This window comes from Actinoplanes auranticolor, assembly GCF_018332655.1.
Classification (GTDB): Bacteria; Actinomycetota; Actinomycetes; order Mycobacteriales; family Micromonosporaceae; genus Actinoplanes; species Actinoplanes auranticolor.
The window spans coordinates 63734-84438 of record NZ_BOQL01000095.1; the positions used below are offsets into that span (position 1 = coordinate 63734).

General features: G+C 71.1%; 17 protein-coding genes and 2 pseudogenes. 8 read left to right on the top strand and 11 right to left on the bottom strand.

The genetic code is table 11. The features are described from left to right. Positions 1-94 precede the first annotated feature (94 nt). Positions 95-415: pseudogene (locus Aau02nite_RS47145) on the top strand (alcohol dehydrogenase catalytic domain-containing protein); the annotation flags it as partial. 256 nt (positions 416-671) lie between these two features. Then, entirely contained in the window at positions 672-869 is a 198-nt protein-coding gene (locus Aau02nite_RS47150) for a hypothetical protein (protein WP_246595922.1), read from the top strand. Here Aau02nite_RS47150 and Aau02nite_RS44700 read toward each other — a convergent pair. After that, entirely contained in the window at positions 847-1827 is a 981-nt protein-coding gene (locus Aau02nite_RS44700) for a helix-turn-helix transcriptional regulator (protein WP_246595920.1), read from the bottom strand. The genes Aau02nite_RS47150 and Aau02nite_RS44700 overlap by 23 nt on opposite strands. A 64-nt stretch (positions 1828-1891) precedes the next feature. Between Aau02nite_RS44700 and Aau02nite_RS44705 the strand changes: the two genes are divergently transcribed. Together Aau02nite_RS44705 and Aau02nite_RS44710 are read left to right on the top strand one after the other, a co-directional pair. After that, positions 1892-2611 (top strand): PP2C family protein-serine/threonine phosphatase, encoded by a 720-nt coding sequence (locus tag Aau02nite_RS44705; RefSeq protein ID WP_212994781.1) that lies wholly within the window; start codon positions 1892-1894, stop codon positions 2609-2611. 102 nt (positions 2612-2713) lie between these two features. Continuing rightward, entirely contained in the window at positions 2714-3262 is a 549-nt protein-coding gene (locus Aau02nite_RS44710) for a GNAT family N-acetyltransferase (protein ID WP_212994782.1), read from the top strand. Here Aau02nite_RS44710 and Aau02nite_RS44715 read toward each other — a convergent pair. The 7 genes from Aau02nite_RS44715 to Aau02nite_RS44745 all read right to left on the bottom strand — a co-directional run bounded on the left by Aau02nite_RS44715 (position 3214) and on the right by Aau02nite_RS44745 (position 12343). Next, positions 3214-3567: an MmcQ/YjbR family DNA-binding protein gene (locus Aau02nite_RS44715; protein ID WP_212994783.1), complete on the bottom strand. Its 354-nt coding sequence runs from the start codon at positions 3565-3567 to the stop codon at positions 3214-3216. The genes Aau02nite_RS44710 and Aau02nite_RS44715 overlap by 49 nt on opposite strands. Then, positions 3567-3983, bottom strand: a complete 417-nt coding sequence (locus tag Aau02nite_RS44720) for a VOC family protein (protein WP_212994784.1) — start codon at positions 3981-3983, stop codon at positions 3567-3569. Before Aau02nite_RS44720 ends, Aau02nite_RS44715 begins: the two co-directional genes overlap by 1 nt. 86 nt (positions 3984-4069) lie before the next feature. Further along, a complete protein-coding gene (gene glgB, locus Aau02nite_RS44725; protein ID WP_212994798.1) occupies positions 4070-6178 on the bottom strand; it encodes a 1,4-alpha-glucan branching protein GlgB in 2109 nt (702 codons plus the stop codon). A gap of 110 nt (positions 6179-6288) precedes the next feature. After that, positions 6289-7599: a maltokinase N-terminal cap-like domain-containing protein gene (locus Aau02nite_RS44730; protein WP_212994785.1), complete on the bottom strand. Its 1311-nt coding sequence runs from the start codon at positions 7597-7599 to the stop codon at positions 6289-6291. Next, on the bottom strand, positions 7596-9371 hold the full coding sequence (gene treS / locus Aau02nite_RS44735) for a maltose alpha-D-glucosyltransferase (RefSeq protein WP_212994786.1): 1776 nt from the start codon (positions 9369-9371) through the stop codon (positions 7596-7598). The genes Aau02nite_RS44730 and treS overlap by 4 nt, the downstream gene beginning before the upstream one ends. A 49-nt stretch (positions 9372-9420) precedes the next feature. Then, complete coding sequence (locus Aau02nite_RS44740) at positions 9421-11391, bottom strand: alpha-1,4-glucan--maltose-1-phosphate maltosyltransferase (protein ID WP_212994787.1); 1971 nt, start codon at positions 11389-11391, stop codon at positions 9421-9423. Positions 11392-11527: 136 nt separating this feature from the next. Then, complete coding sequence (locus Aau02nite_RS44745; RefSeq protein ID WP_212994788.1) at positions 11528-12343, bottom strand: spermidine synthase; 816 nt, start codon at positions 12341-12343, stop codon at positions 11528-11530. Positions 12344-12435: 92 nt separating this feature from the next. Here Aau02nite_RS44745 and Aau02nite_RS44750 point away from each other — a divergent pair, with 92 nt between their 5' ends. Further along, positions 12436-13005, top strand: coding sequence for a hypothetical protein (locus Aau02nite_RS44750; RefSeq protein WP_212994789.1), 570 nt, complete (start codon positions 12436-12438; stop codon positions 13003-13005). Between the two features lie 138 nt (positions 13006-13143). Here Aau02nite_RS44750 and Aau02nite_RS44755 read toward each other — a convergent pair whose 3' ends face one another. The 3 genes from Aau02nite_RS44755 to ppgK form a co-directional block, all read right to left on the bottom strand. Then, positions 13144-14802: a catalase gene (locus Aau02nite_RS44755; protein ID WP_212994790.1), complete on the bottom strand. Its 1659-nt coding sequence runs from the start codon at positions 14800-14802 to the stop codon at positions 13144-13146. A 100-nt stretch (positions 14803-14902) separates the two neighbouring features. Then, positions 14903-15364: a PPOX class F420-dependent oxidoreductase gene (locus Aau02nite_RS44760; RefSeq protein ID WP_212994791.1), complete on the bottom strand. Its 462-nt coding sequence runs from the start codon at positions 15362-15364 to the stop codon at positions 14903-14905. Between the two features lie 8 nt (positions 15365-15372). Further along, positions 15373-16152, bottom strand: coding sequence for a polyphosphate--glucose phosphotransferase (gene ppgK / locus Aau02nite_RS44765; protein ID WP_212994792.1), 780 nt, complete (start codon positions 16150-16152; stop codon positions 15373-15375). 211 nt (positions 16153-16363) lie between these two features. On the opposite strand from ppgK, the gene Aau02nite_RS47625 reads away from it, so the two are divergent. The 3 genes and pseudogenes from Aau02nite_RS47625 to Aau02nite_RS47165 all read left to right on the top strand — a co-directional run. Further along, a complete protein-coding gene (locus Aau02nite_RS47625; protein WP_281421195.1) occupies positions 16364-17932 on the top strand; it encodes a S8 family serine peptidase in 1569 nt (522 codons plus the stop codon). Between the two features lie 1007 nt (positions 17933-18939). Next, positions 18940-20430, top strand: coding sequence for a putative bifunctional diguanylate cyclase/phosphodiesterase (locus Aau02nite_RS47160; protein WP_246595921.1), 1491 nt, complete (start codon positions 18940-18942; stop codon positions 20428-20430). 92 nt (positions 20431-20522) lie between these two features. Beyond that, a pseudogene (locus Aau02nite_RS47165) lies at positions 20523-20705 on the top strand (RNA polymerase sigma factor SigF); the annotation flags it as partial.

Here is a 20705-nt window from a genome sequence, read left to right on the forward strand (position 1 = left end):
GCCCGGTGCTTGTCGCGCCGCCCCGCGAATCGCGCGCGGATGATCACCCGGCCCCGGCCCGGGCGCGGGTAGGGTCGGGGGAATGCACGCCGCGATGTGGTACGCGCCCCGTGACATCCGCTGGGAGCAGCGTCCGGACCCGACGATCCAGCTGCCCACGGACGCGGTCGTGCGAGTGGTCGCCGCCTGCGTCTGCGGCTCCGACCTGTGGACGTACCGGGGGGCGCGGCCGCCGGCCGACCCGCACCCGATCGGCCACGAGTTCGTCGGCGTGGTGGAAGAGATCGGCGCGGGGGTGAGCACCCTGCGGACCGGTGACTTCGTCATCTCGCCGTTCTCGATCAGCGACGGCACGTGCGTGCCCTGCCGGCAGGGCGTCACCACGTCGTGCGTCCAGGCTCAGTGGTACGGCGGCACCGACCGCGACGGCCGCACCCTCGACGGTGGCCAGGGCCGGTACCTGCGCGTACCGCTCGCCGACGGCACGCTGGTCGCCACGCCGGCCCATCCCGGCACCGCGCAGATCCCGGCCCTGCTCGCCCTCTCCGACGTCCTGGTCACCGGCCACCACGCCGCCGTCTCAGCCGGTGTGGGCCCGGGCAGCACGGTCGCGGTGGTCGGCGACGGCGCGGTCGGACTGTGCGCGCGGTGCGGCGCTGCCGATCAAGAAGATGTTCGCCGACAACATCGCGGTGGCCGGCGGTGTCGCGCCGGTCCGGCCCTACCTGCCCGGGCTGCTGTCCGACGTGCTGGCCGGATCGCTGGACGCGAGCGCCGTCTTCGACCTGCAGCTGCCGATGGAGAAGGTGGCCGAGGCGTACGCGGCGATGGACGAGCGCCGCTCGATCAAGACGCTGCTGTGGCCCTGAGATCGCGTTGAACAGCCCACAGCGCGGCCTCGGTGCGCGAGGCGGCCCCCGTCTTGCGCAGCAGATTCGACACGTGCACGGTGACCGTGCGCACCGAGATGCCCAGCGCGCGGGCGATCTGCTTGTTGGACATGCCCTCGGCCAGGCAGCCGATCACCTCCCGCTCGCGGGCGGTCAGCTCCGGCCGCTCCTGCAGATGGGCGGGCAGTGGGGCGTCGGCCAGCGCCTCCGGTCCGCCCGCCGTGGCGAGCAGCTCACTCAGGCGGTACGGGTTGCCGCCGGTGCGGCGCCACACCGCCTCGGCGACCTGTGGGGACGGGCAGCTGGCGCCGTACACGTGACCAAGGATGCGGCTCACCTGCCCGGCGGTCAGCGCACCTAGATGCTGGCGCACCGCGCCCGGGGCGCCGGACAGCCGGGCTAGCACCCGGGCCGTCAGCAGCGGCGAGACCGCCGCCTCGGGCGGCCGGCTGGTCACGACCAGCAGCGCCGGCAGCTCCGCGGCGGCGAGCTCACCGATCAGATTCAGGCTGGCCGGGTCGAGCGCGTGCAGATCCTCGACCACGAGTACGGCGCGACGACCGCCCACCAGCGTCCGCACGGTCGTGACGGCCAGCCGCAGCAGCGCGTCGGGGGTGTACCGCTCCCGGGGGACATCGGGATCCTGCGCGAGCCAGGCCAGCGCGTCCGGCGGCACCGGCAGGCCGGGCCGGGGGCCGATCCCGGCCAGCACCGCGGCGAGCCAGTCGTAGGGAGCGGGGGAGTGCAGCCGCGCGGAGCCGGAAAGAACCACCTGAGGGGTCGTGAGCTGCAGCGCGGCCGAGACCAGGGTGCTCTTGCCGGTGCCGGGCAGCCCGGTGATCACGGCGGGCACGCACCTGCGGGTGGCGCCGGCACGCTCCCAGGCGCGCCGGAGCTCATCCAACGCGTCCGTTCGTCCCACCATCGGTACCGGCATCACCACCCAACCCTACGTACTACGTACTACAGACACCGCCGCAGCCCTTTGGCAGTCTTGTGACATGAGTGTCGTGCTTCGTGCGGTCGCCGCCTCCGATCAGGGCCTGGTCCGGTCGAACAACGAGGACGCGGTCTTCGTCGGCGACCGGTTGCTGGTCGTGGCGGACGGCATGGGCGGCCTGCCGGCTGGGGAGCTGGCCAGCGACATCCTGGTCACCGCCCTCGCCGACGTGGACGTGAAACCGGACACCGGCGAACCCCTGCAGGACCTGATCGCGGCGCTGGAAACAGCGAACAAGCGCATCGAGGAAGCAGTCGCCGACGACGACGCCCGCGACGGCATGGGCACGACGGTGACGACTCTCATGCTGTCCGGGGACCGGGTGGCAGCCCTGAACGTGGGCGACTCCCGCTGCTACCTGAGCCGCGACGGCGAGTTGACGCAGATCACGCGGGATGACACTTATGTGCAGGCGCTGGTGGATCAGGGGGTGCTGAGCCCGGACGACGCGCGCCGGCATCCGCAGCGGGCGCTGGTGACCCAGGCTGTGCAGGGCGGACCGTTCCGGCCGGCCGGGCGGATGGTGCCGGTCCGGGTCGGGGACAGGTTCCTGCTGTGCAGCGACGGGTTGAGCGATTACGTCGAGGACGAGGTGATCGCCACGACGCTGCGGTCGTACGCGGACCGGCAGGTGTGCGCGGCGGAGTTGATCGCGCGGACGTTGGAGGCCGGGGCTCCGGACAACGTCACGGTGATCGTCGCGGACGTGGAAGAGCAATAGCCTCGCGTCAGCCACTCCAATCTCCGCGCGGCCGCGCTGCCCGAAACACCGGGGCAAGACGTCGGCCAAGCCCCGGACCCAGCCGCTGCGTACGCTCGGGCCGTGCTCCTCACGACCGACCGGCTGGTGCTGCGCCGCTTCCGCCCCGCCGACGCCGAGACCCTGGCCGCCTACCGCACCGACCCGGCGGTCGCGCGCTACCAGTCGTGGGACTCGCCCTACTCGCTGGACCGGGCGCGCTACGCCATCGAGTCCATGGCTGCCGCCGATCCGGATCAGCCCGGCTGGTTCCAGTACGCCGTGGAGGTCACCGCCACCCGGACGCACATCGGTGATGTCGGCGTCAATCTGCACGACAACCGGATGCAGGCCGAGATCGGCTACACCGTGGCGCCGCGGTGGCAGGGGCACGGGTACGCCACCGAGGCCGTCCGGGCCGTGCTGGAGCATCTTTTCCGGGTCAAGGGACTGCACCGGGTGTCGGCCGAGTGCGACGCGCGCAACGTGGCCTCCTACCGGGTGCTGGAGCGGACCGGCTTCCGGCGGGAAGGGCTGTTGCGGCAGCACACCTGGATCAAGGGTGAGTGGACCGACGATCTGCGCTACGGCTTGTTGGAAACGGACTTCTTCGGCCTCGACACGGTTTCGTAGGCGTCCTGGCACAGCTCGGCGATCTCGGCCCAGTCGACGTCGCCGTCGAGCCGGACGCCGAGCCAGCCGCGGTGGCCCACGTACGGCGGGCGGAAGAACCGCTCCGGATCGGCGGCGATCAGCTCCTGCTGGGCCCCGGGCGGCGCCGCACACCACAGGTGCGGGAACTGGTTGTCATGATGGCCGTGCTCCCACAGGGTCACGAAGGTCCGCCGGTCCCGCACGAACCACGTGGGTGCGCCGTGACTGGGCCGCTCGGTGACCTCGGGCAGAGCCATGCAGATGCCGCGCAGCTCGTCCAGCATCAGGACTGCGGCGCGGCGATGTTGACCATCCACTCCACGCCGAAGCGGTCGGTGCAGGTGCCGAACTCGTCGCCCCACATCTGCTTCTCCAGCGGGGTGCTGACCACGCCGCCGTCGGCCAGCTTGGCCCACCACTCGCGCATCACCTCGGCCTCGTCGCCGCTGAGGCTGATCGCGATGTCGTTGCCCGGCACGTGCTCCAGACCGGGCGGTGCGTCGGCGCCCATCAGGACCATGCCGGTGTCGGTGACCAGCGTGGCGTGCATGACCTTGTCGGCCAGCGCCGGGTCGGGGGCGCCGAAGTCACCGAAGGTGCTGACGTTCAGCTCGCCGCCGAGGACGGAGTGGTAGAACTCCATCGCGGCGCGGGCCTTGCCGTCGGTGAACGCGATGTAGGGATTGAGGCGCACTGCCATGACCGGCTCCTTTGTCGAGGATGAACGACTTCTCGCACCATAGACCCGGTCACCGACAGTTTCGCCCGCCTACCCGCAAAGAGGGCTCAGCCCTCGAAGTGCAGCCAGACCGCGCCCAGCGGCGGCACGCGCAGCGACGCCGACGCGTTCAGCCCGTGCCACGGCATCTCCTCGGCGTGGACCTCACCGAGGTTGCCCACGCCCGAGCCGCCGTACAGGGTGCTGTCGGTGTTCACGGCCTCGCGCCAGACGCCGGCCCGGGGCAGGCCGATGCGGTAGTTGTCGTGCGGCACCGCGGCGAAGTTCACCACGCACGCCATCGTGTCGCCGTTCGGGGCCAGGCGCAGGAAGGAGAACGTGTTGTGCTGCGAGTCCTCGCTGGTGATCCAGCGGAAGCCGCTCGCCGTGGTGTCCTGCGTCCACAGCGCCGGGATGTCCCGGTACGCCTTGTTCAGGTCCTTGACCAGCTTGTGGATGCCGCCGCCGCGGCTCTCGTCGGCGAGCAGGTCCCAGTCGAGGCCGCGTTCCTCGCTCCACTCCCGCTCGTCGCCCATCTCGGCGCCCATGAAGATCAGCTGCTTGCCGGTGAAGGCCCACATGAAGCCCAGCAGCGCCCGGGTGTTGGCCAGCTGCTGCCACTGGTCGCCGGGCATCTTGCCGGTGAGCGAGCCCTTGCCGTGCACGACCTCGTCGTGGCTGATCGGCAGGATGTAGTTCTCGCTCCACGCGTACACGGTGGCGAAGGTCATCTGGTGGTGGTGCCACTGCCGGTAGATCGGCTCCTTCTCCATGTACGAGAGGGTGTCGTTCATCCAGCCCATGTTCCACTTGAAGCCGAAGCCCAGCCCGCCGAGGTGGGTGGGGCGGGTGACGCCCGGCCACGCCGTGGACTCCTCGGCGATGGTGACCACGCCGGGGTTGTTGCGGTAGACCGTCGCGTTCATCTCCTGCAGGAAGCTGATCGCGTCGAGGTTCTCCCGGCCGCCGTACTGGTTCGGCGTCCACTCGCCGTCCTTGCGGGAGTAGTCCAGGTAGAGCATCGAGGCGACCGCGTCGACCCGCAGCCCGTCGGCGTGGAACTCCTCGCACCAGTAGTTGGCGTTGGCCACCAGGAAGTTGCGGACCTCGCGCCGGCCGAAGTCGAAGACGTACGTGCCCCAGTCCGGGTGCTCGCCGCGCCGCCAGTCGCCGTGCTCGTAGAGCGGGGTGCCGTCGAAGCGCGCCAGCGCCCACTCGTCCTTGGGGAAGTGCGCGGGCACCCAGTCGAGGATGACGCCGATGCCGGCCTGGTGCAGCTTGTCGACCAGGTGGCGGAACTCGTCGGGTGAGCCGAAGCGGGAGGTCGGCGCGAAGTAGCCGGTGACCTGGTAGCCCCACGAGCCGCCGAACGGGTGCTCCATCACGGGCATCAGCTCGACGTGGGTGAATCCGGTCTCGACGACATAGTCGACCAGCTGCTCGGCCAGCTCGGTGTAGGACAGGCCGGGCCGCCACGAGCCGAGGTGCACCTCGTACGCGCTCATCGGCTCCTGGTGCCACTGCTTGGTCGCGCGCTGGGTCATCCAGTCGGCGTCCTGCCACTCGTAGGTGGACTCGTACACGACCGAGGCCGTGCGCGGCGGCACCTCGGTGTGCTGGGCCAGCGGGTCGGCCTTCTCGCGCCAGACGCCGTCGCGGCCGAGGATCTTGAACTTGTACTTGGTGCCGGAGGAGGCGCCGGGCACGTACAGCTCCCAGACGCCGCTGCTGCCCAGCGAGCGCATCGGCAGGCCGTCGAACGGGCCCCAGCCGGCGAAGTCGCCGATCAGCTGCACGCCGCGGGCGCTGGGCGCCCATACCGCGAAGGCGACGCCGTTGTCCCTGGCCTGGGCGCCGAGCACCTTCCAGAGCTTCTCGTGCCGGCCCTCACCGATCAGGTGCAGGTCGAGCTCGCCCAGGGTGGGCAGGTGCCGGTACGGGTCGTCGTAGACGGTGCCGTCGACGTCGAGGCGGTAGTCGAGCACCGCGCCGGGCACCGAGGCGGCGAAGATGCCGTCCGGGTGCACCGCCGTCATCGCGACGCGCTCGTCACCGACGACGAGGGTGACCTCCTTGGCGCCCTTGCGGAGCGTGCGGATCACCGTGTGGTCGCCGCTCGGGTGCGTCCCGAGCAGGCTGTGCGGGTCGTGCGTGTCGCCGGCCATCACGGCGTTCATCGCACGCTGATCGCCGGCCAGGGACGGCGGCGGGGTGGTCTGCATCGGTACTCCTTGAGAATGGCCTTCAGTCCGGTCAAGGGCGGTGGCGGGGCGGTCGGACGGGGTCATCAGCCGGCGAGCCGCGCGATCGACCGCAGCGGGATCCGCAGCCATCCGGGCCGGTGCCGGGATTCGTACGCGGCCTCATAGACCGCCTTGTCGAGCTCGTACGCCGCCAGCAGCGCACCCTGCTCGCGCGGATCGTGGCCGGAGGCGGCCGCGTACCCGTCGCAGAAGGCGGTGCGGTTGCGGTCGACCCATTCGCGGGCCCGGGCGGCGAGGTGCTCGTTGTCGTCCTGGTCCACCAGCAGCTGGTAGGCGGCGTACTCGTAGCTGCGCAGCACGCCGGCGATGTCGCGCAGCGGCGAGTCGGGCAGCCGCCGCTCGTCGAGCGGCTGGCCGGGCTCGCCCTCGAAGTCGATGAGCAGCCACGCCGCCGGCACCCGCAGCACCTGGCCCAGGTGCAGGTCGCCGTGCACGCGCTGGACCGTGACCTGTTCGCCGGTGAGCTTGCGGAAGCGTTCCTCGATGGCCGGGACGTACTCGCTCAGCTCGGGCACGGCCGCGGTGGCACTGGCGAGCCGGGCGATGACGGCGTCGACCGGGAACGGCGACGGGCCGGAGCCGAGCTCGTCGGCGAGCGTGCGGTGCACCGAGGCGACGGCCTCGCCCAGGCGGTACGACTCACCGGCGAAGTCGCCGCCCACCTCGTCGGCGCCCATCTCGGCGTCGGCGAACAGGTCGCGGGCGCTGGCGGTGGCCATCGCCCAGCCCTCGGCCGAGTTGAGCGCGTACGCGGTCACCATGCCCAGCGGGCAGGGCTGTCCGCCCTCGGTGGTCTCGAACGAGCCGAGCAGCTTGGCCACGTGCGGGTTGCCGGCCCGGCCGAGCACCCGGTTGAGCTCGATGTCGGGGTTGATCCCGCAGTCGACCCGGCGGAAGACCTTGAGGATGGCCTCCTGCTCGAAGATCACGCTGGTGTTGCTCTGCTCGGCGTCGAAGACCCGCGACGCGTGCTCCAGCGGGAAGGTCGCCTCCGGCTCGGACTGGAAGACGATGTCCCCGGCGGTGGCGTCGGACGAGATCAGCGACAGCAGGTAGGTCGCGGCTTCCGGGTCGTACAGGCCGTCGTAGCCGGTGCGGTCGCCGTCCGTGCCGATCGTGGCCACGGTGCTGTACTCCGAGATCGGCCCCGAGTCCCACGCCACCAGCACCTGGTAGCGCTCGGAGCTGCCGTCGGTGTACGAGACGTCCAGCAGCACCAGGTCCAGATCGTCCTTCAACGGCGTCGACGACGCCTGCTTGACGTCCGCGAGAGTGCGGCTGCGGCCCGCGTACCAGCGTTGCTGGGGGAGCCATTCGGCGTAGGGCAGCGTCATTGCTTCTCCTCGGACCCGCACAGCTGGAACCAGTAGAACCCGTGTCCCGGCAGGGTCAGCAGGTACGGCAGCTGGCCGATGCGCGGGAAGTTCACGTGTCCGGTCAGCTCGACCGGCGTGTACCCGTTCCAGTGCTGCAGGTTCAGCTCGATGGGCTGGGGGAACCGCGAGAGGTTGTTGACGCAGAGGACCACGTCGTCGCCGTCCTCGCGCAGGAACGCGAGCACCGACGGGTTGGAGCCGCCGAGCTCACGGAAGGTGCCGGTGGCGAACGCTTCGTGGCGGCGGCGGACCGCCAGCATGGTGCGGGTCCAGTTGAGCAGCGACGTCGAGCTGTCCCGCTGAGCCTCCACGTTCACCGACTGGTAGCCGTAGATCGGATCCTGGTTGGCCGGCAGGTAGAGCCGGCCGGGGTTGGCGGTGGAGAAGCCGGCGTTGCGGTCGGGCGTCCACTGCATCGGGGTGCGGACGCCGTCGCGGTCACCCAGCCAGATGTTGTCGCCCATGCCGATCTCGTCGCCGTAGTACAGCACCGGCGAACCGGGCAGCGACAGCAGCAGGGCGGTGAACAGCTCGATCTGGTTGCGGTCGTTCTCCAGCAGGGGGGCGAGCCGCCGGCGGATGCCCACGTTGGCCTTCATCCGCGGGTCCTTGGCGTACTCGGTGAACATGTAGTCGCGCTCTTCGTCGGTGACCATCTCAAGCGTCAGCTCGTCGTGGTTGCGCAGGAAGATGCCCCACTGGGCCATGTCCGGGATGGCCGGGGTCTGGGCCAGGATCTCGGAGATGGGGAAGCGCGACTCGCGGCGTACCGCCATGAAGATGCGCGGCATCAGCGGGAAGTGGAACGCCATGTGGCACTCGTCGCCGCCGGTGTCGGCGTCACCGAAGTATTCGACCACGTCGGCCGGCCACTGGTTGGCCTCGGCGAGCAGCACCCGGCCGGGGAACTCGTCGTCGATCACCTTGCGGCAGTGCTTGAGGAACGCGTGCGTCTCGGGCAGGTTCTCGCAGTTGGTGCCCTCACGCTCGAACAGGTACGGCACCGCGTCCAGCCGGAAGCCGTCGATGCCGAGGTCCAGCCAGAAGCGCAGGACGTCGATCATGGCTTCCTGCACGGCCGGGTTGTCGTAGTTGAGGTCCGGCTGGTGGGAGAAGAAGCGGTGCCAGTAGAACTGCCGGCGGACCGGGTCGAACGTCCAGTTCGACTCCTCGGTGTCCACGAAGATGATCCGGGCGTCGGAGTACGGCTCGCTGGTGTCGCTCCACACGTAGTAGTCGCCGTACGGGCCCTCGGGGTCGCGGCGCGACTCCTGGAACCACGCGTGCGAATCCGAGGTGTGGTTCATGACCAGGTCGGTGATGACCCGGATACCACGCTTGTGGGCCGCGTCGAGCAGGGCGACGAAGTCCTCGACTGTGCCGAACTCCGGCAGCACGCGGTAGAAGTCGCGGATGTCGTAGCCGCCGTCGCGCAGCGGTGAGTCGTAGAACGGCGGCAGCCACAGGCAGTCGACGCCGAGCCACTGCAGGTAGTCCAGGCGCTCGATCAGCCCGCGCAGGTCGCCGGAGCCGTCGGAGCTGGAGTCGTAGAAGGCCCGGACCAGCACCTCGTAGAAGACGGCGCGTTTGAACCAGGTCCGGTCGGCGGGCAGCGCGCGGGCGTGCCCGAAGTCGTCGGCGGTCGGATGCTCGACCACACCGTCCTCGACGTGGCTGCCCTCCGCGGGATCGTGCTCGACGTTCTCGTCGAGTTCGCTCGTCAGGTCCATCAGACGTTCACCTACCCCACCCCGCAGGAACTGAATCGCTCGGTACTGCCTATCGGCGCGGGTGCACCACGAACACGTGTGCGGGCTCGACGTACGGGTCGATCCGGACCGGGTTGTGCTGACCCCACTCGTACGTCGCCCCGGTGAGCTGGTCGGTCACGGTGAACCGCTCGTGCCATTCCAGGCCCAGCGCGGGCATGTCGAGTGTCGTGTTACCCCATTGCACGTTCGCCGAGTCGAACGAGCAGATCACCAGAACGGTGTTGCCCGACTCCGGATCCCGCTTCGACCAGCACAGCAGAGAGGCGTTGTCGATCTCATGGAATTCCAGGTTCCGCAGCCAGTGCAGCGCCGGATTCTCGCGCCGGATCGTGTTGAGCTTGGTGATGTACGGCGCCAGGCTCCGCCCGGCCCGCTCGGCGGCGGCCCAGTCGCGGGGCTTGAGCTCGAACTTCTCGTTGTCGATGTACTCCTCGGCGCCCGGACGGGCCACGTGCTCGAACAGCTCCAGTCCCGAGTACATGCCCCAGGACGGTGAGAGCATGCTGGCCAGCACCGTGCGGATCTTGAACATCGGCGGGCCGCCGTGCTGCAGCGACTCGTGCAGGATGTCCGGTGTGTTCGGCCAGAAGTTGGGCCGCATCCAGTCGATCGAGGCCTTGAGCTGGCCCATGTACTCCTTCATCTCCCAGGCCGTGGTGCGCCAGGTGAAGTACGTGTACGACTGGGTGAAGCCGATCTTGCCGAGCCCGTTCATCATGGCCGGCCGGGTGAACGCCTCGGCCAGGAACAGCACGTCCGGGTCGACGTCCTTGATCTTCGCGATGACCCACTGCCAGAAGTTCAGCGTCTTGGTGTGCGGGTTGTCGACCCGGAAGACCTTGACCCCGTTGGACACCCAGTGCAGGACGACGCGCAGGACCTCCTCGCGCAGTCCCTTGGGGTCGTTGTCGAAGTTCAGCGGGTAGATGTCCTGGTACTTCTTCGGCGGGTTCTCCGCGTAGGCGATCGTGCCGTCGGCGCGGGTGGTGAACCACTCCGGGTGCTCCTTGACCCACGGGTGGTCCGGCGCGCACTGCAGCGCCAGGTCCATCGCGATCTCGAGACCGTGCTCGTGGGCCTTGCCGATGAACGCGCGGAAGTCCTCCAGCGTGCCCAGCTGCGGGTGGATGGCGTCGTGGCCGCCCTCGTCGGAGCCGATCGCCCAGGGCGAGCCCACGTCGATGCCCTCGCGGGCCACCAGCGTGTTGTTGCGACCCTTGCGGTTGATCTTGCCGATCGGGTGGATCGGGGGCAGGTAGAGCACGTCGAAGCCCATCGCGGCGACGGCCGGGATGCGCTCGGCGGCGGTGGCGAAGGTGCCGTGCCTGATCGGGGTCGCCTCCGGGCCGATCTCGGCACCCTCGGACCGCGGGAAGAACTCGTACCACGACGAGAAGAGCGCGCGCTGGCGGTCGACCCAGATCGCGTACGAGCGGGTGGTGGTCACCAGCTGGCGGACCGGATGCTGCCAGAGCAGCTCTTCCAGCTCCAGCCCGGGGGAGACGCGCGAGAACAGCGAGCGCTGCGGGTCGCGCAGGGCGGCGGCCGCGTCGCGGACCCGCTCCTCCTCCTCGCTCGGCACGATCTTGGCCGCCAGGTCGAGCAGCTCGGCCCCCTCGGCCAGGTCGTTGGCCAGGTCCTCGAGCCCCTGCCCGGCGCCGATCTTCTTGGTCACGGCGTTGCGCCAGGTCTGGTACGGGTCGTCGAACGCCTCGATGGTGAACGTCCACCGGCCCACCCGGTCCGGCTTGATCGCCCCGTGCCACTTGTCCAGGCCGGGCTCGCCGGGGGTGAGCCGGGTGAACGGCTCGGCCTCGCCCTCCGGACCCTGCCATACCACGTTCACGCCGAGGGCGTGGTGGCCTTCCCGATAGGACACCGCCGAGATGGGGACGAGCTCGCCGACCACCGCTTTCGCGGGGTAGCGGCCACAGGACACCGATGGCGTCACATCTTCGATGGGAAAGCGACCGGTCATGATCTCCACCGTAATCTTCGAGCGCGGGGGCGGGCACGGCGACGGGCGAATTGGGCAGCCGTCAGAACAGGTTTCTCCGCTATGGAGCAACCGCAAACAGCCGCGCACCCGGTGGGTCCAACCTACCGGAGAGCATTCAGCGCGGCCCGTCGAGGCGCGCCATCGCGCCGGCCAGGAAAGCGGTCAATTCCGCGCCGTGCCAGACGCGCGCCGGCTCCGGGTCGCGGGCCACGGAACGAGTGAGTCGCTCGATGTCGATCACCCCAGGTCCGTGGCTCGCGGCGAGCACCACGTTGCCCGCTCTGCGGCCACGCAGCATGCCCGGCGGGGCGATCAGGGCCACGTCCCCGAACGCCGCGCGCAGGGTCGCCGCCTGGATGCGGGAGTAGGACAGCGGCGGCACATCGGTGAGGTTCATCGCCAGCACGCCGCCGGGCCGCAGCAGGCGGGCGGCGGCCGTCGCGAAGCCCACCCCGGCCACACTCGCCGGCATCGCCGCGCCCTCGAACACGTCGGCCACCACCACGTCGTACCCCCGGGCCGGGCCGGCGTCGACGAACTCGCGGGCATCACCCACCACGACCCCGACGGCGGATGGCCAGGGCAGCGACCGGGAGACCAGCGCGAGCAGCAGGCCGTCGCGTTCCACCACGGTCTGCGCGGACCCGGGCCGCGTCGCGGCCACCCAGCGGGGCAGCGTCAGCGCGCCGCCGCCGAGATGCAGGACCGTCAACGGTACGGCCGCAGGAGCCGCCAACCGCAGCACCGTGGCCAGCCGGCGCACGTAGGAGAAGGCCAGGTAGGTGGGATCGGCCAGGTCGACGTACGACTGCGGCACCCCCTCGACCAGCAGCGTCCAGCCCCGCTGCCGGTGGCGGTCCGGCTCCAGCGAGGCCGTGCCGGAGGCCACCCGCGTGAAGCTCGTTGCGCGTCGGTTGCCGTGGGTTGCCATCGGGGCGAGGCTACTCAAGCGGGCCCGGTCAGAGCCGAGAGGTAGCGTGACGCACCCCGCGACGGGGTGTGCGCCAACTCTTGGGGGCACAAATGGCCGGACCGTCCACCGCGCTGTCGCCGGTCATCGCGGCGAGCACGCACTGGCTGGTCCGGGCGTACCCGTCCAGCGGCGCCGACCGGGCCGCGGACACCCTGGCCGAGCTGCAGGCCCGCCAGGCCGTCACGGTCGCCGCCTGGCTGCGCTATCCGACACCGGTCGACGCCGAACTGGTCGCCATGGCGGGGCCGGGCGGCTCCGCGGTGCTGGACTGGCGGGCCGGCAGCGAGCCCGACGACGAGCTGGCCGAGGACCAGGGCTGGCGGACCTGGGTCGACGAGGTCGTGGTCAGCTGGGCCGCCTGCCTGCTGGCCGACCCGGTGCTGGCCGCCCGGGCGGTGGACTCGGTGGCCGCGGCGGTGCCGGTCGCGGACGGCCGGCCCCGGCCCCGGCCGCGCAAGGCGGGCGACCTGCCCAGCGAGTTCCGCCGGCTGACCGCCCCGGACCCCCGCGACGTGGAGGCCGCCGCCCTGCTCCGCCACCCGGACCTGCTGGAGCCCGTGGCCGACATGCACCGCGAGACCCTGCTCTACCTGCTCCCGACCTCCGTCGTGCGCGGATGACCCGCCTGGATCGCGCCCGTCGGTGTCGAGGACGCCGAAAATGACCAGGCGCTCCTTGCCGTAGTCATTTTCGGTGGCCTCGACACCGACCTCATGGGGCGCGATCCCCGCCGAGCGGAGCGAGGCCATCAGACACGGCTAACGGGTCATCTTGGCGCGTTCGTCGGGAACGCAGTGGGTCATCTTCAGGCCCGCAACGTCCCGGGGCGGGTTGGTGCCCAGGTGGGCCAGGCGCTCACGGTCCTCGTCGGTGAGCGTCTGGCCGTTCAGCGGCCGCAGGCCGCGGACGTCCTCCGGGCTGATCTTGAGGCCCTCGCCGACCCGCAGGCCGAGCTCGTTCTCCACCAGCAGGAAGTGCCAGACCATCCGCTCCTGGATCGGCCGGTCGCACTGCGCCAGCAGATCGACGAAGTTCTTCACCAGGTCGTCGCGCTCCCACTGCTCCATCAGCAGGTAGCGCTGACCGGCCTGGACGTAGTCGTTGGTGCGCGGGATCCGCTTGCGGGTGAGCCGTCCGGTGATCACCGGTCCCTGCTCGTCGTGGCTCGGATACTGCGCCTCGCGGAGTCCGCCGGTGATCGACGGCTCGTAGTTGACGTGCGGGTTCTGCCCGGCCAGGTCCTGGTGGAAGGCCATCTGCCCGTCACGCTGGTTGGTCCGGACGGGGGCGTTGCGGGCCTGGTTGACCGGCAGCTGCAGGTAGTTCGGGCCGACCCGGTAACGCTGGGTGTCCGAGTACGAGAACGTGCGCCCGATGAGCATCTTGTCGTCGGAGAAGTCGAGGCCGTCGACCAGCACACCGGTGCCGAAGGCGATCTGCTCGTTCTCGGCGAAGAAGTTCTCCGGCATCCGGTCGAGCACCAGGCGCCCCACCGGCCGCGGCGGGAACTCGTTCTCCGGCCACAGCTTGGTGTCGTCGAGGGGGTCGAAATCCAGCTCGGGGTGCTCGTCGTCGCTCATCATCTGCACCAGCAGCTCCCACTCGGGGAAGTCGCCGGCGCCGATCGCCGCGTACAGGTCCTTGGTGGCGTGCCCGAGACCGCCCGCCTGCACGTTGGCCGCGTCCTCCTCGGTCATGCTGCGCACGCCCAGCTTCGGCATCCAGTGGTACTTGACCAGCACGCTCTGGCCGGCCTCGTTGACCCACTTGTAGGTGTTCACCCCGAAGCCCTGCATGTGCCGGTAGTCCGCCGGGATGCCCCGCGGGCTGAACAGGTTGACCAGCATGTGCATCGACTCGGGGGTCTGCGACATGAAGTCGAAGATCCGGTTCGGCTTCTGCTCGAAGTCCACCGGGTCGGGCTTGAGCGCATGGATCACGTCGGAGAACTTGACGGCGTCCCGGATGAAGAAGACGCCCAGGTTGTTGCCGACGAGGTCCCAGTTGCCGTCCTCGGTGTAGAACTTCACCGCGAAGCCGCGCGGGTCCCGCGCCGCCTCGCTGGAGTCGCGCCCGCCGATGACCGTGGAGAAGCGCAGCGCCACGTCGGTGCGCTTGCCCGCCTCCTGGAACAGCTTGGCCCGGGTGAACCGGTCGATCGGTTCGTCACCCCACTTGCCGTACGCCTCGAAGTGGCCGAACGCGGTCACCCCGCGCGCGTGCACGACCCGCTCGGGGATCCGTTCGCGGTCGAAGTGGCTGATCTTCTCGAGGAAGTGGTAGTTCTCCAGCGTCGCCGGCCCGCGGGCGCCGACCGTGCGCTGGTTCTGGTTGTCGTAGACCGGATGGCCCTGCCGGGTGGTCAGCCCGTCCCGGGAGTCGTCGGGGCCGGAGCCCCTGCTCGCGACGTCCGTCATGATCGGCTCCTTCGCCGGTTGTCGGGCGGTTGTCCCCGGCAGGCGTACCCGCCGGGGCCGCACCGAACCGGACCGGTCCGGATCGATCGGAGGAACCGCGTCAGGCCAGGCGGGCCGGGAAGCCGCCGGTGGCGATCGGGCCCCACCGCTCGACGGTGATCCGGATCAGGGACTTGCCCTGGTCACGCATGGCCTGGCGGTACTCGTCCCAGTCCGGGTGCTCGCCGGAGATGCTGCGGAAGTACTCGACCAGCGGCTCGACCGAATCGGGCAGGTCGATGACCTCGGCCGTCCCGTCGACCTGGACCCACGGGCCGCCGAAGTCGTCGGAGAGCACGCAGACGCTGACCCGGGAGTCGCGGCGGATGTTCATCGCCTTGGCCCGCTCCGGGTACGTCGAGATGACGATGCGGCCCTCGGCGTCCACCCCGCAGGTGTTCGGCGACGCCTGCGGGCGCCCGTCCCGGCGGGTGGTCATCAGGATCGCGTGGTGCCGGGGCCGCAGGAACTCGAGCAGTTCCGCGCGGCCGACCTCGGTGTTCGTGGCGATGGTGCGGGGCATGGAACTCCTCAGCTCGGTTGGTCGGCGTCGACGGGGAACGAGCCGGGGTGCCCGTCCGCCTGCTCGGCGGTGACCGCGGCGCCGATGATGCCGGCGTTGTTCAGCAGGGTCGCCGCGACGATCGGGGTACGGATCTCGATCAGCGGCAGCCACTTGTCGGCCTTCTTGCTCACGCCGCCCCCGACGATGAACAGCCGCGGCGACAGCAGCATCTCCACGTGCCGCAGATAGTCCTGGACCCGGCCGGCCCACTTCTCCCAGCTCAGATCCTCCTGCTCGCGGGCCCGGTCGGAGGCGCGCAGCTCGGCGTCCTTGCCGTCCAGCTCCAGGTGGCCGAACTCGGTGTTCGGGATCAGCGTGCCGTCCAGGAACAGGGCACTGCCGATACCCGTACCGAAGGTCAGCATCATCGTCAGGCCGCGCTGGTCGTGCCCGGCGCCGAAGGCGACCTCGGCGACGCCCGCGGCGTCGGCGTCGTTGAGCACGGACACCGGCTTGCCGAGCCGCTCGGTGAACAGCCGCGCGGCGGGCGCGTCGAGCCAGGACTTGTCGACGTTGGCGGCGCTCCGGGTGATCCCGTCGACCACCACACCGGGGAAGGTGACCCCCACCCGGTCGTACCCGGAGAACTTCGCGGCGACCTCGGCGACCGCCTCCACGACGCTGCCGACGTCCGACGGCTGCGGCGTCGGGACCCGGAACCGCTCCTCGAGCAGCTCCCCGCGCACGGTGTCGACCGGCGCCCCCTTCACGCCGGAACCACCGATGTCGATACCCAGAATGGCCATGCCAGTACTCCGTCTCCGGTGCGTTTGACGTCTGTGTACCCACGCACACCCGGTGTCGAATCGTGCCATCCGACGATCCGCGCGCTCGTGACGGGTGGCACGCCCGTTCTGTTCAAGTCCCGCCGGTCCCGGTCGATAGGGCGGCTGTACCGGCACTGAGCCCGTGGGCGACTCCCCGACCCGTGGGCGCGGTGCCACCGGAGGAGCATCCATGCGGAAACTCGCGGCCCTGGCCGTCACCGCTGTCACCGTGACCGGCACCCTCGCGGTCGCCGCCCCCGCCCACGCGGCCGCGGACACGCCCTGGCTGAGTAAGAACTGGCTGGTGCAGACCGGCACGACCAGGATGAACACCATCGTCAGGGGCGCCGGCGCCGACAAGGCGGACAAGGACAACCCGGACGACGGTGACACCGCCACCGGGGTCGCGCTGACCGGGTCCGGCGTCGGGGTCGCGCTCATCGACTCCGGGGTCTCGCCGGTCAAGGGCCTCGACGGCGCCGGGAAGGTGATCAACGGACCGGACCTGTCCTTCGAGTCCCAGGCGGCCAACCTGCGCCATCTCGACACGTTCGGGCACGGCACGCACATGGCCGGCATCATCGCCGGGCAGGATCCCACTTTCACCGTCGGCACCCGGTTCACCGGCGTGGCCCCGGGCGCGCACATCGTCAGCGTCAAGGTCGCCTCGGCCGACGGGGCCAGTGACGTCTCCCAGGTCATCGCCGGCATCGACTGGGTCGTCGCGCACCGCAACGACCCCGGGCTCAACATCAAAGTGCTGAACCTGTCGTACGGCACCCAGTCCACCCAGCCGGCGTCGCTGGACCCGCTGGCCTTCGCCGTCGAGAAGGCCTGGGAGGCCGGGATCACCGTCGTGGTCGCCGCCGGCAACGACGGCTTCACGGCGAACCGGCTCACCATGCCGGCCGCCGACCCGGACGTCATCGCCGTCGGCGGGGCCGACCCGCGGGGCACCGACGTGCGGGCCGACGACGTCGTCGCGGACTTCAGCAACCGGGGCAACGCGGCGCGCCACCCGGACGTGCTGGCCGCCGGGCGTTCCGTGGTGTCGCTGCGCAGCCCCGGTTCGTACATCGACCGGACCTACCCGGGTGCCCGCCTGAGCCTGCTGGACGACCCCGAGCAGCGGTTCCTGCGCGGCAGCGGCACGTCCCAGGCGGCCGCAGTGGTCTCCGGCTCGGTGGCGCTACTGCTGCAGCAGCGTCCCGGCCTGCGACCCGACGACGTCAAGAAGCTGCTGACCAGCACCGCCGACCCGATCATCGGCGGCGACCCGTACGCGGCCGGGGCCGGCCAGATCAACGTGGCCCGCGCCGCCCGCGCCCGGACCACCTACACCCGGCAGGTCAACGTCGCGGCCACCGGGCTGGGCTCGCTGGAGGCCTCGCGGGCCGGCGCTTACGTCTACGACTCGGTCACCGGCACCCCGCTGACCGGCGAGCGGGACATCTTCGGCAGGGCCTGGAACGCCCCGGTCTGGACGCAGGCCTCGGCCATCCAGCGCAGCTGGGTCGGCGGCACCTGGAACGGCTCGACCTGGACCGGCACCGCCTGGGCCACCACGTACACCGGCCCGAGGACCTGGTCCCCGGTCACCTGGACCGGCCGGTCGTGGTCGGGCGCCCTCTGGTCCGGGCGCAGCTGGTCGAGTGCCCTCTGGAGCGGACGGAGCTGGTCGTCGCAGACCTGGACCGGCCGCTCCTGGAGCGGGCGCAGCTGGTCGGCGGCCGGCTGGACCGGGGAGCCATGGCACTAGCACGGCGCCGGTGGCGGCCGCGCCCGCAGCTCCTGGTGGGTCTGCTCACCGCGAGCATGGGCGCGGCCTCCGCCGCCGTGGCGCTGGTCCTCGCCGCCGACGGCGTCGCCGCGCCCGCGCTGCCCGGCGGGCTGTGGTGGCTCGCCGGGCTCGCTGTGCTGTTCTTCCTCACCGAGGGCTTCACCGTGCACGTCCGCGTCCGTCGCGGCGCGCACGGCATCAACGTCTCCGAGTTCCCGATGGTCTTCGGGCTGCTCGGCTTCGACCCGGTCACGGTGATCCTGGTCCGGGCCCTGGCCGGCGGGGCCGGGCTGGTCGCCGTACGCGGTCAGCGCGGCACCAAGCTCGCCTTCAACGTCGCCCTGCTCGCCGTCCAGGCCTGCGTCGGCGTCCTGGTCTTCCACGCCGTCACCGCGCACGAGCTCGGCATCTCCGCCGGGGGCGTCGGACTGCGGACCGTGCTGGGCGCCTATCTGGCCATGATCGCCGCCGACGTGGTGGCGGCCGTGCTGGTCACCGCCGTGATCGCGGTGCACGACGATCCGGGGGAGTGGCGCCGGCTGCCGGCCGCACTGCGCAGCACGGGGCTGGTCGTGGCCACCACGACCGGTGCCCTGATCAGCTTCCTGGCCGCCACCGAGCCGCAGTGGGCGCCGGCCCTGATCGGCATCGTGGCCGTCGTGCTGCTGCTGGCCTACCGCGCCTACATCGCGCTGGGCGACGGCAACGCCGAGGTGGAACAGCTCTACGGCTTCACCCGCGCCCTCGACGGCGCCCGCGGGATCGACGAGCTGGTCGCCGTGGTGCTGGACCGGGCCCGCGACGTGCTGCGGGCCGGCACGGCGGAACTGGTCGTCGCGCACGGTGAGGAGCTGCGGCACACCCGGCTGACCGGGCAGTCCGGCCGTCCGGCGGTGAGCCTGGGCAGCCCCGGCGCCGACGCCTGGCTGCGGCCGGCCCTGCTGGGTTCCCCGGTGCTGCGCCCGGCCGGCCCGGCGGGTGACGCGATGGCCGTGCCGCTGGTCTTCGGCGAGCGCCGGGCGGTCCTGGTCGTCGCGGACAGCCTCACCGACGCCGGCGGCTTCACCGAGGCCAAGCTGCGGCTGCTCGGGGCGCTGGCCAACCACGCCGGTGCGGCGCTGGGCCGGGCCGATCTGGTCGACCGGCTGCGCCGCGAGGCCGACGAGAAGCAACACCTGGCGCTGCACGACCCGCTCTCCGGGCTGCCCAACCGCCGGCATTTCCACGACCTGCTCGACGCCGGGTTGCAGGCGGTGCGGGCCGGCGAACCGGGGCTGGCGGTGCTGGTGCTGGACCTGGACCGGTTCAAGGAGATCAACGACGCGCTGGGTCACGAGACCGGTGACGCGCTGCTGTGCGAGGTCGGCGAGCGGCTGCGGGCCCACCTCGACGGGCGCGGCCGGGTGGCCCGTTTCGGCGGCGACGAGTTCGCCGTGCTGCTGCCCACCGACGGCAGCCCGGAGGCGGGCCTGGCGGCGGCCGCGGAGCTGGCCGGGGTGGTGGACCAGCCGATCCGGATCGGCCCGCTGGTGCTGGCTCCGCGGGCCAGCGTCGGCGTCGCGGTGGCCCCGCTGCACGGCGACGACCCCGAGATCCTGATCCGGCACGCGGACGTCGCGATGTACGCCGCCAAGGAGAGCCACGGCCTGCGTCTCTACGACAGCGAGCTGGACCGCAACAGCCCGCAGCGGCTGGCGCTCATCGCCGACCTGCGCCGGGCCGTGGAGCGCGGCGAGCTGACCGTCGCGTACCAGCCCAAGGTCGACCCGCGGACCGGCCGGGTGGTCGGTGCCGAGGCGCTGGCCCGCTGGCACCACCCCGAGCAGGGACCGATCCCGCCGGACGTGTTCATCCCGCTGGCCGAGCACAGCGGCCTGGTCTGGCCGCTCACCCTGCACGTGCTGGACCGGGCGCTGCGCAGCCGCGCCGAGTGGGCCCGGGCCGGGCACGACCTGCACGTGGCGGTCAACCTGTCGCCGAACAGCCTGCTCGACGCCGCGCTGCCCGACCTGGTGGCCCGGCTGCTGGAGGCCACCGGCAACCCGGCCCGGGCGCTGACCCTGGAGATCACCGAGAGCACCATCCTCACCGACCCGGCCGGCAGCCTGGCCACCCTCGAACGGCTGCACGCGCTGGGGGTGGAGATCTCGATCGACGACTTCGGTACCGGCTACTCGTCGTTGGGCCGGCTGCGCGAACTGCCGCTGCACGAGGTGAAGATCGACAAGTCGTTCGTGCAGCGGGTCGCCGCCGACCATCGGGACCGGGCGGTGGTGCGCTCGGCGGTGCAGCTGGGCCACGCGCTCGACCTGCGGGTGGTCGCCGAGGGGGTGGAGGATGCCGACACGTACGCCTACCTGGCCGCCGAGGGCTGTGACGTGGTGCAGGGCTACCTGCTGTCCCGGCCGCTGCCCGCCGAGGAGTTCACCGCCTGGCTTCACATTCACTCACGCAACGTCACTCATACTTTCGGCTAGTCAGGGTTCGTCCGAGCAGCTAGCGTAAGGAGAAATGAACGGTCGCCGCGTGCGGGCACGGCTCTCTGCCCGCTTGATGGAGGACCTCCTCGATGACCGCTGCCACGATCCCATCGACCACAGTCAGTGACGTACCTCCCGCTGCCGGCCCTCCCGCGCCCGAGGGTGCCGAGACCGCCGCCGAGCTCCTGATCCGGCTGGCCGCGACCCCGTCCGGGGACCGCCGCCGGGCCCGCCTGCGCGACCGGGCCATTGAGGCCTGGCTGCCGCTGGCC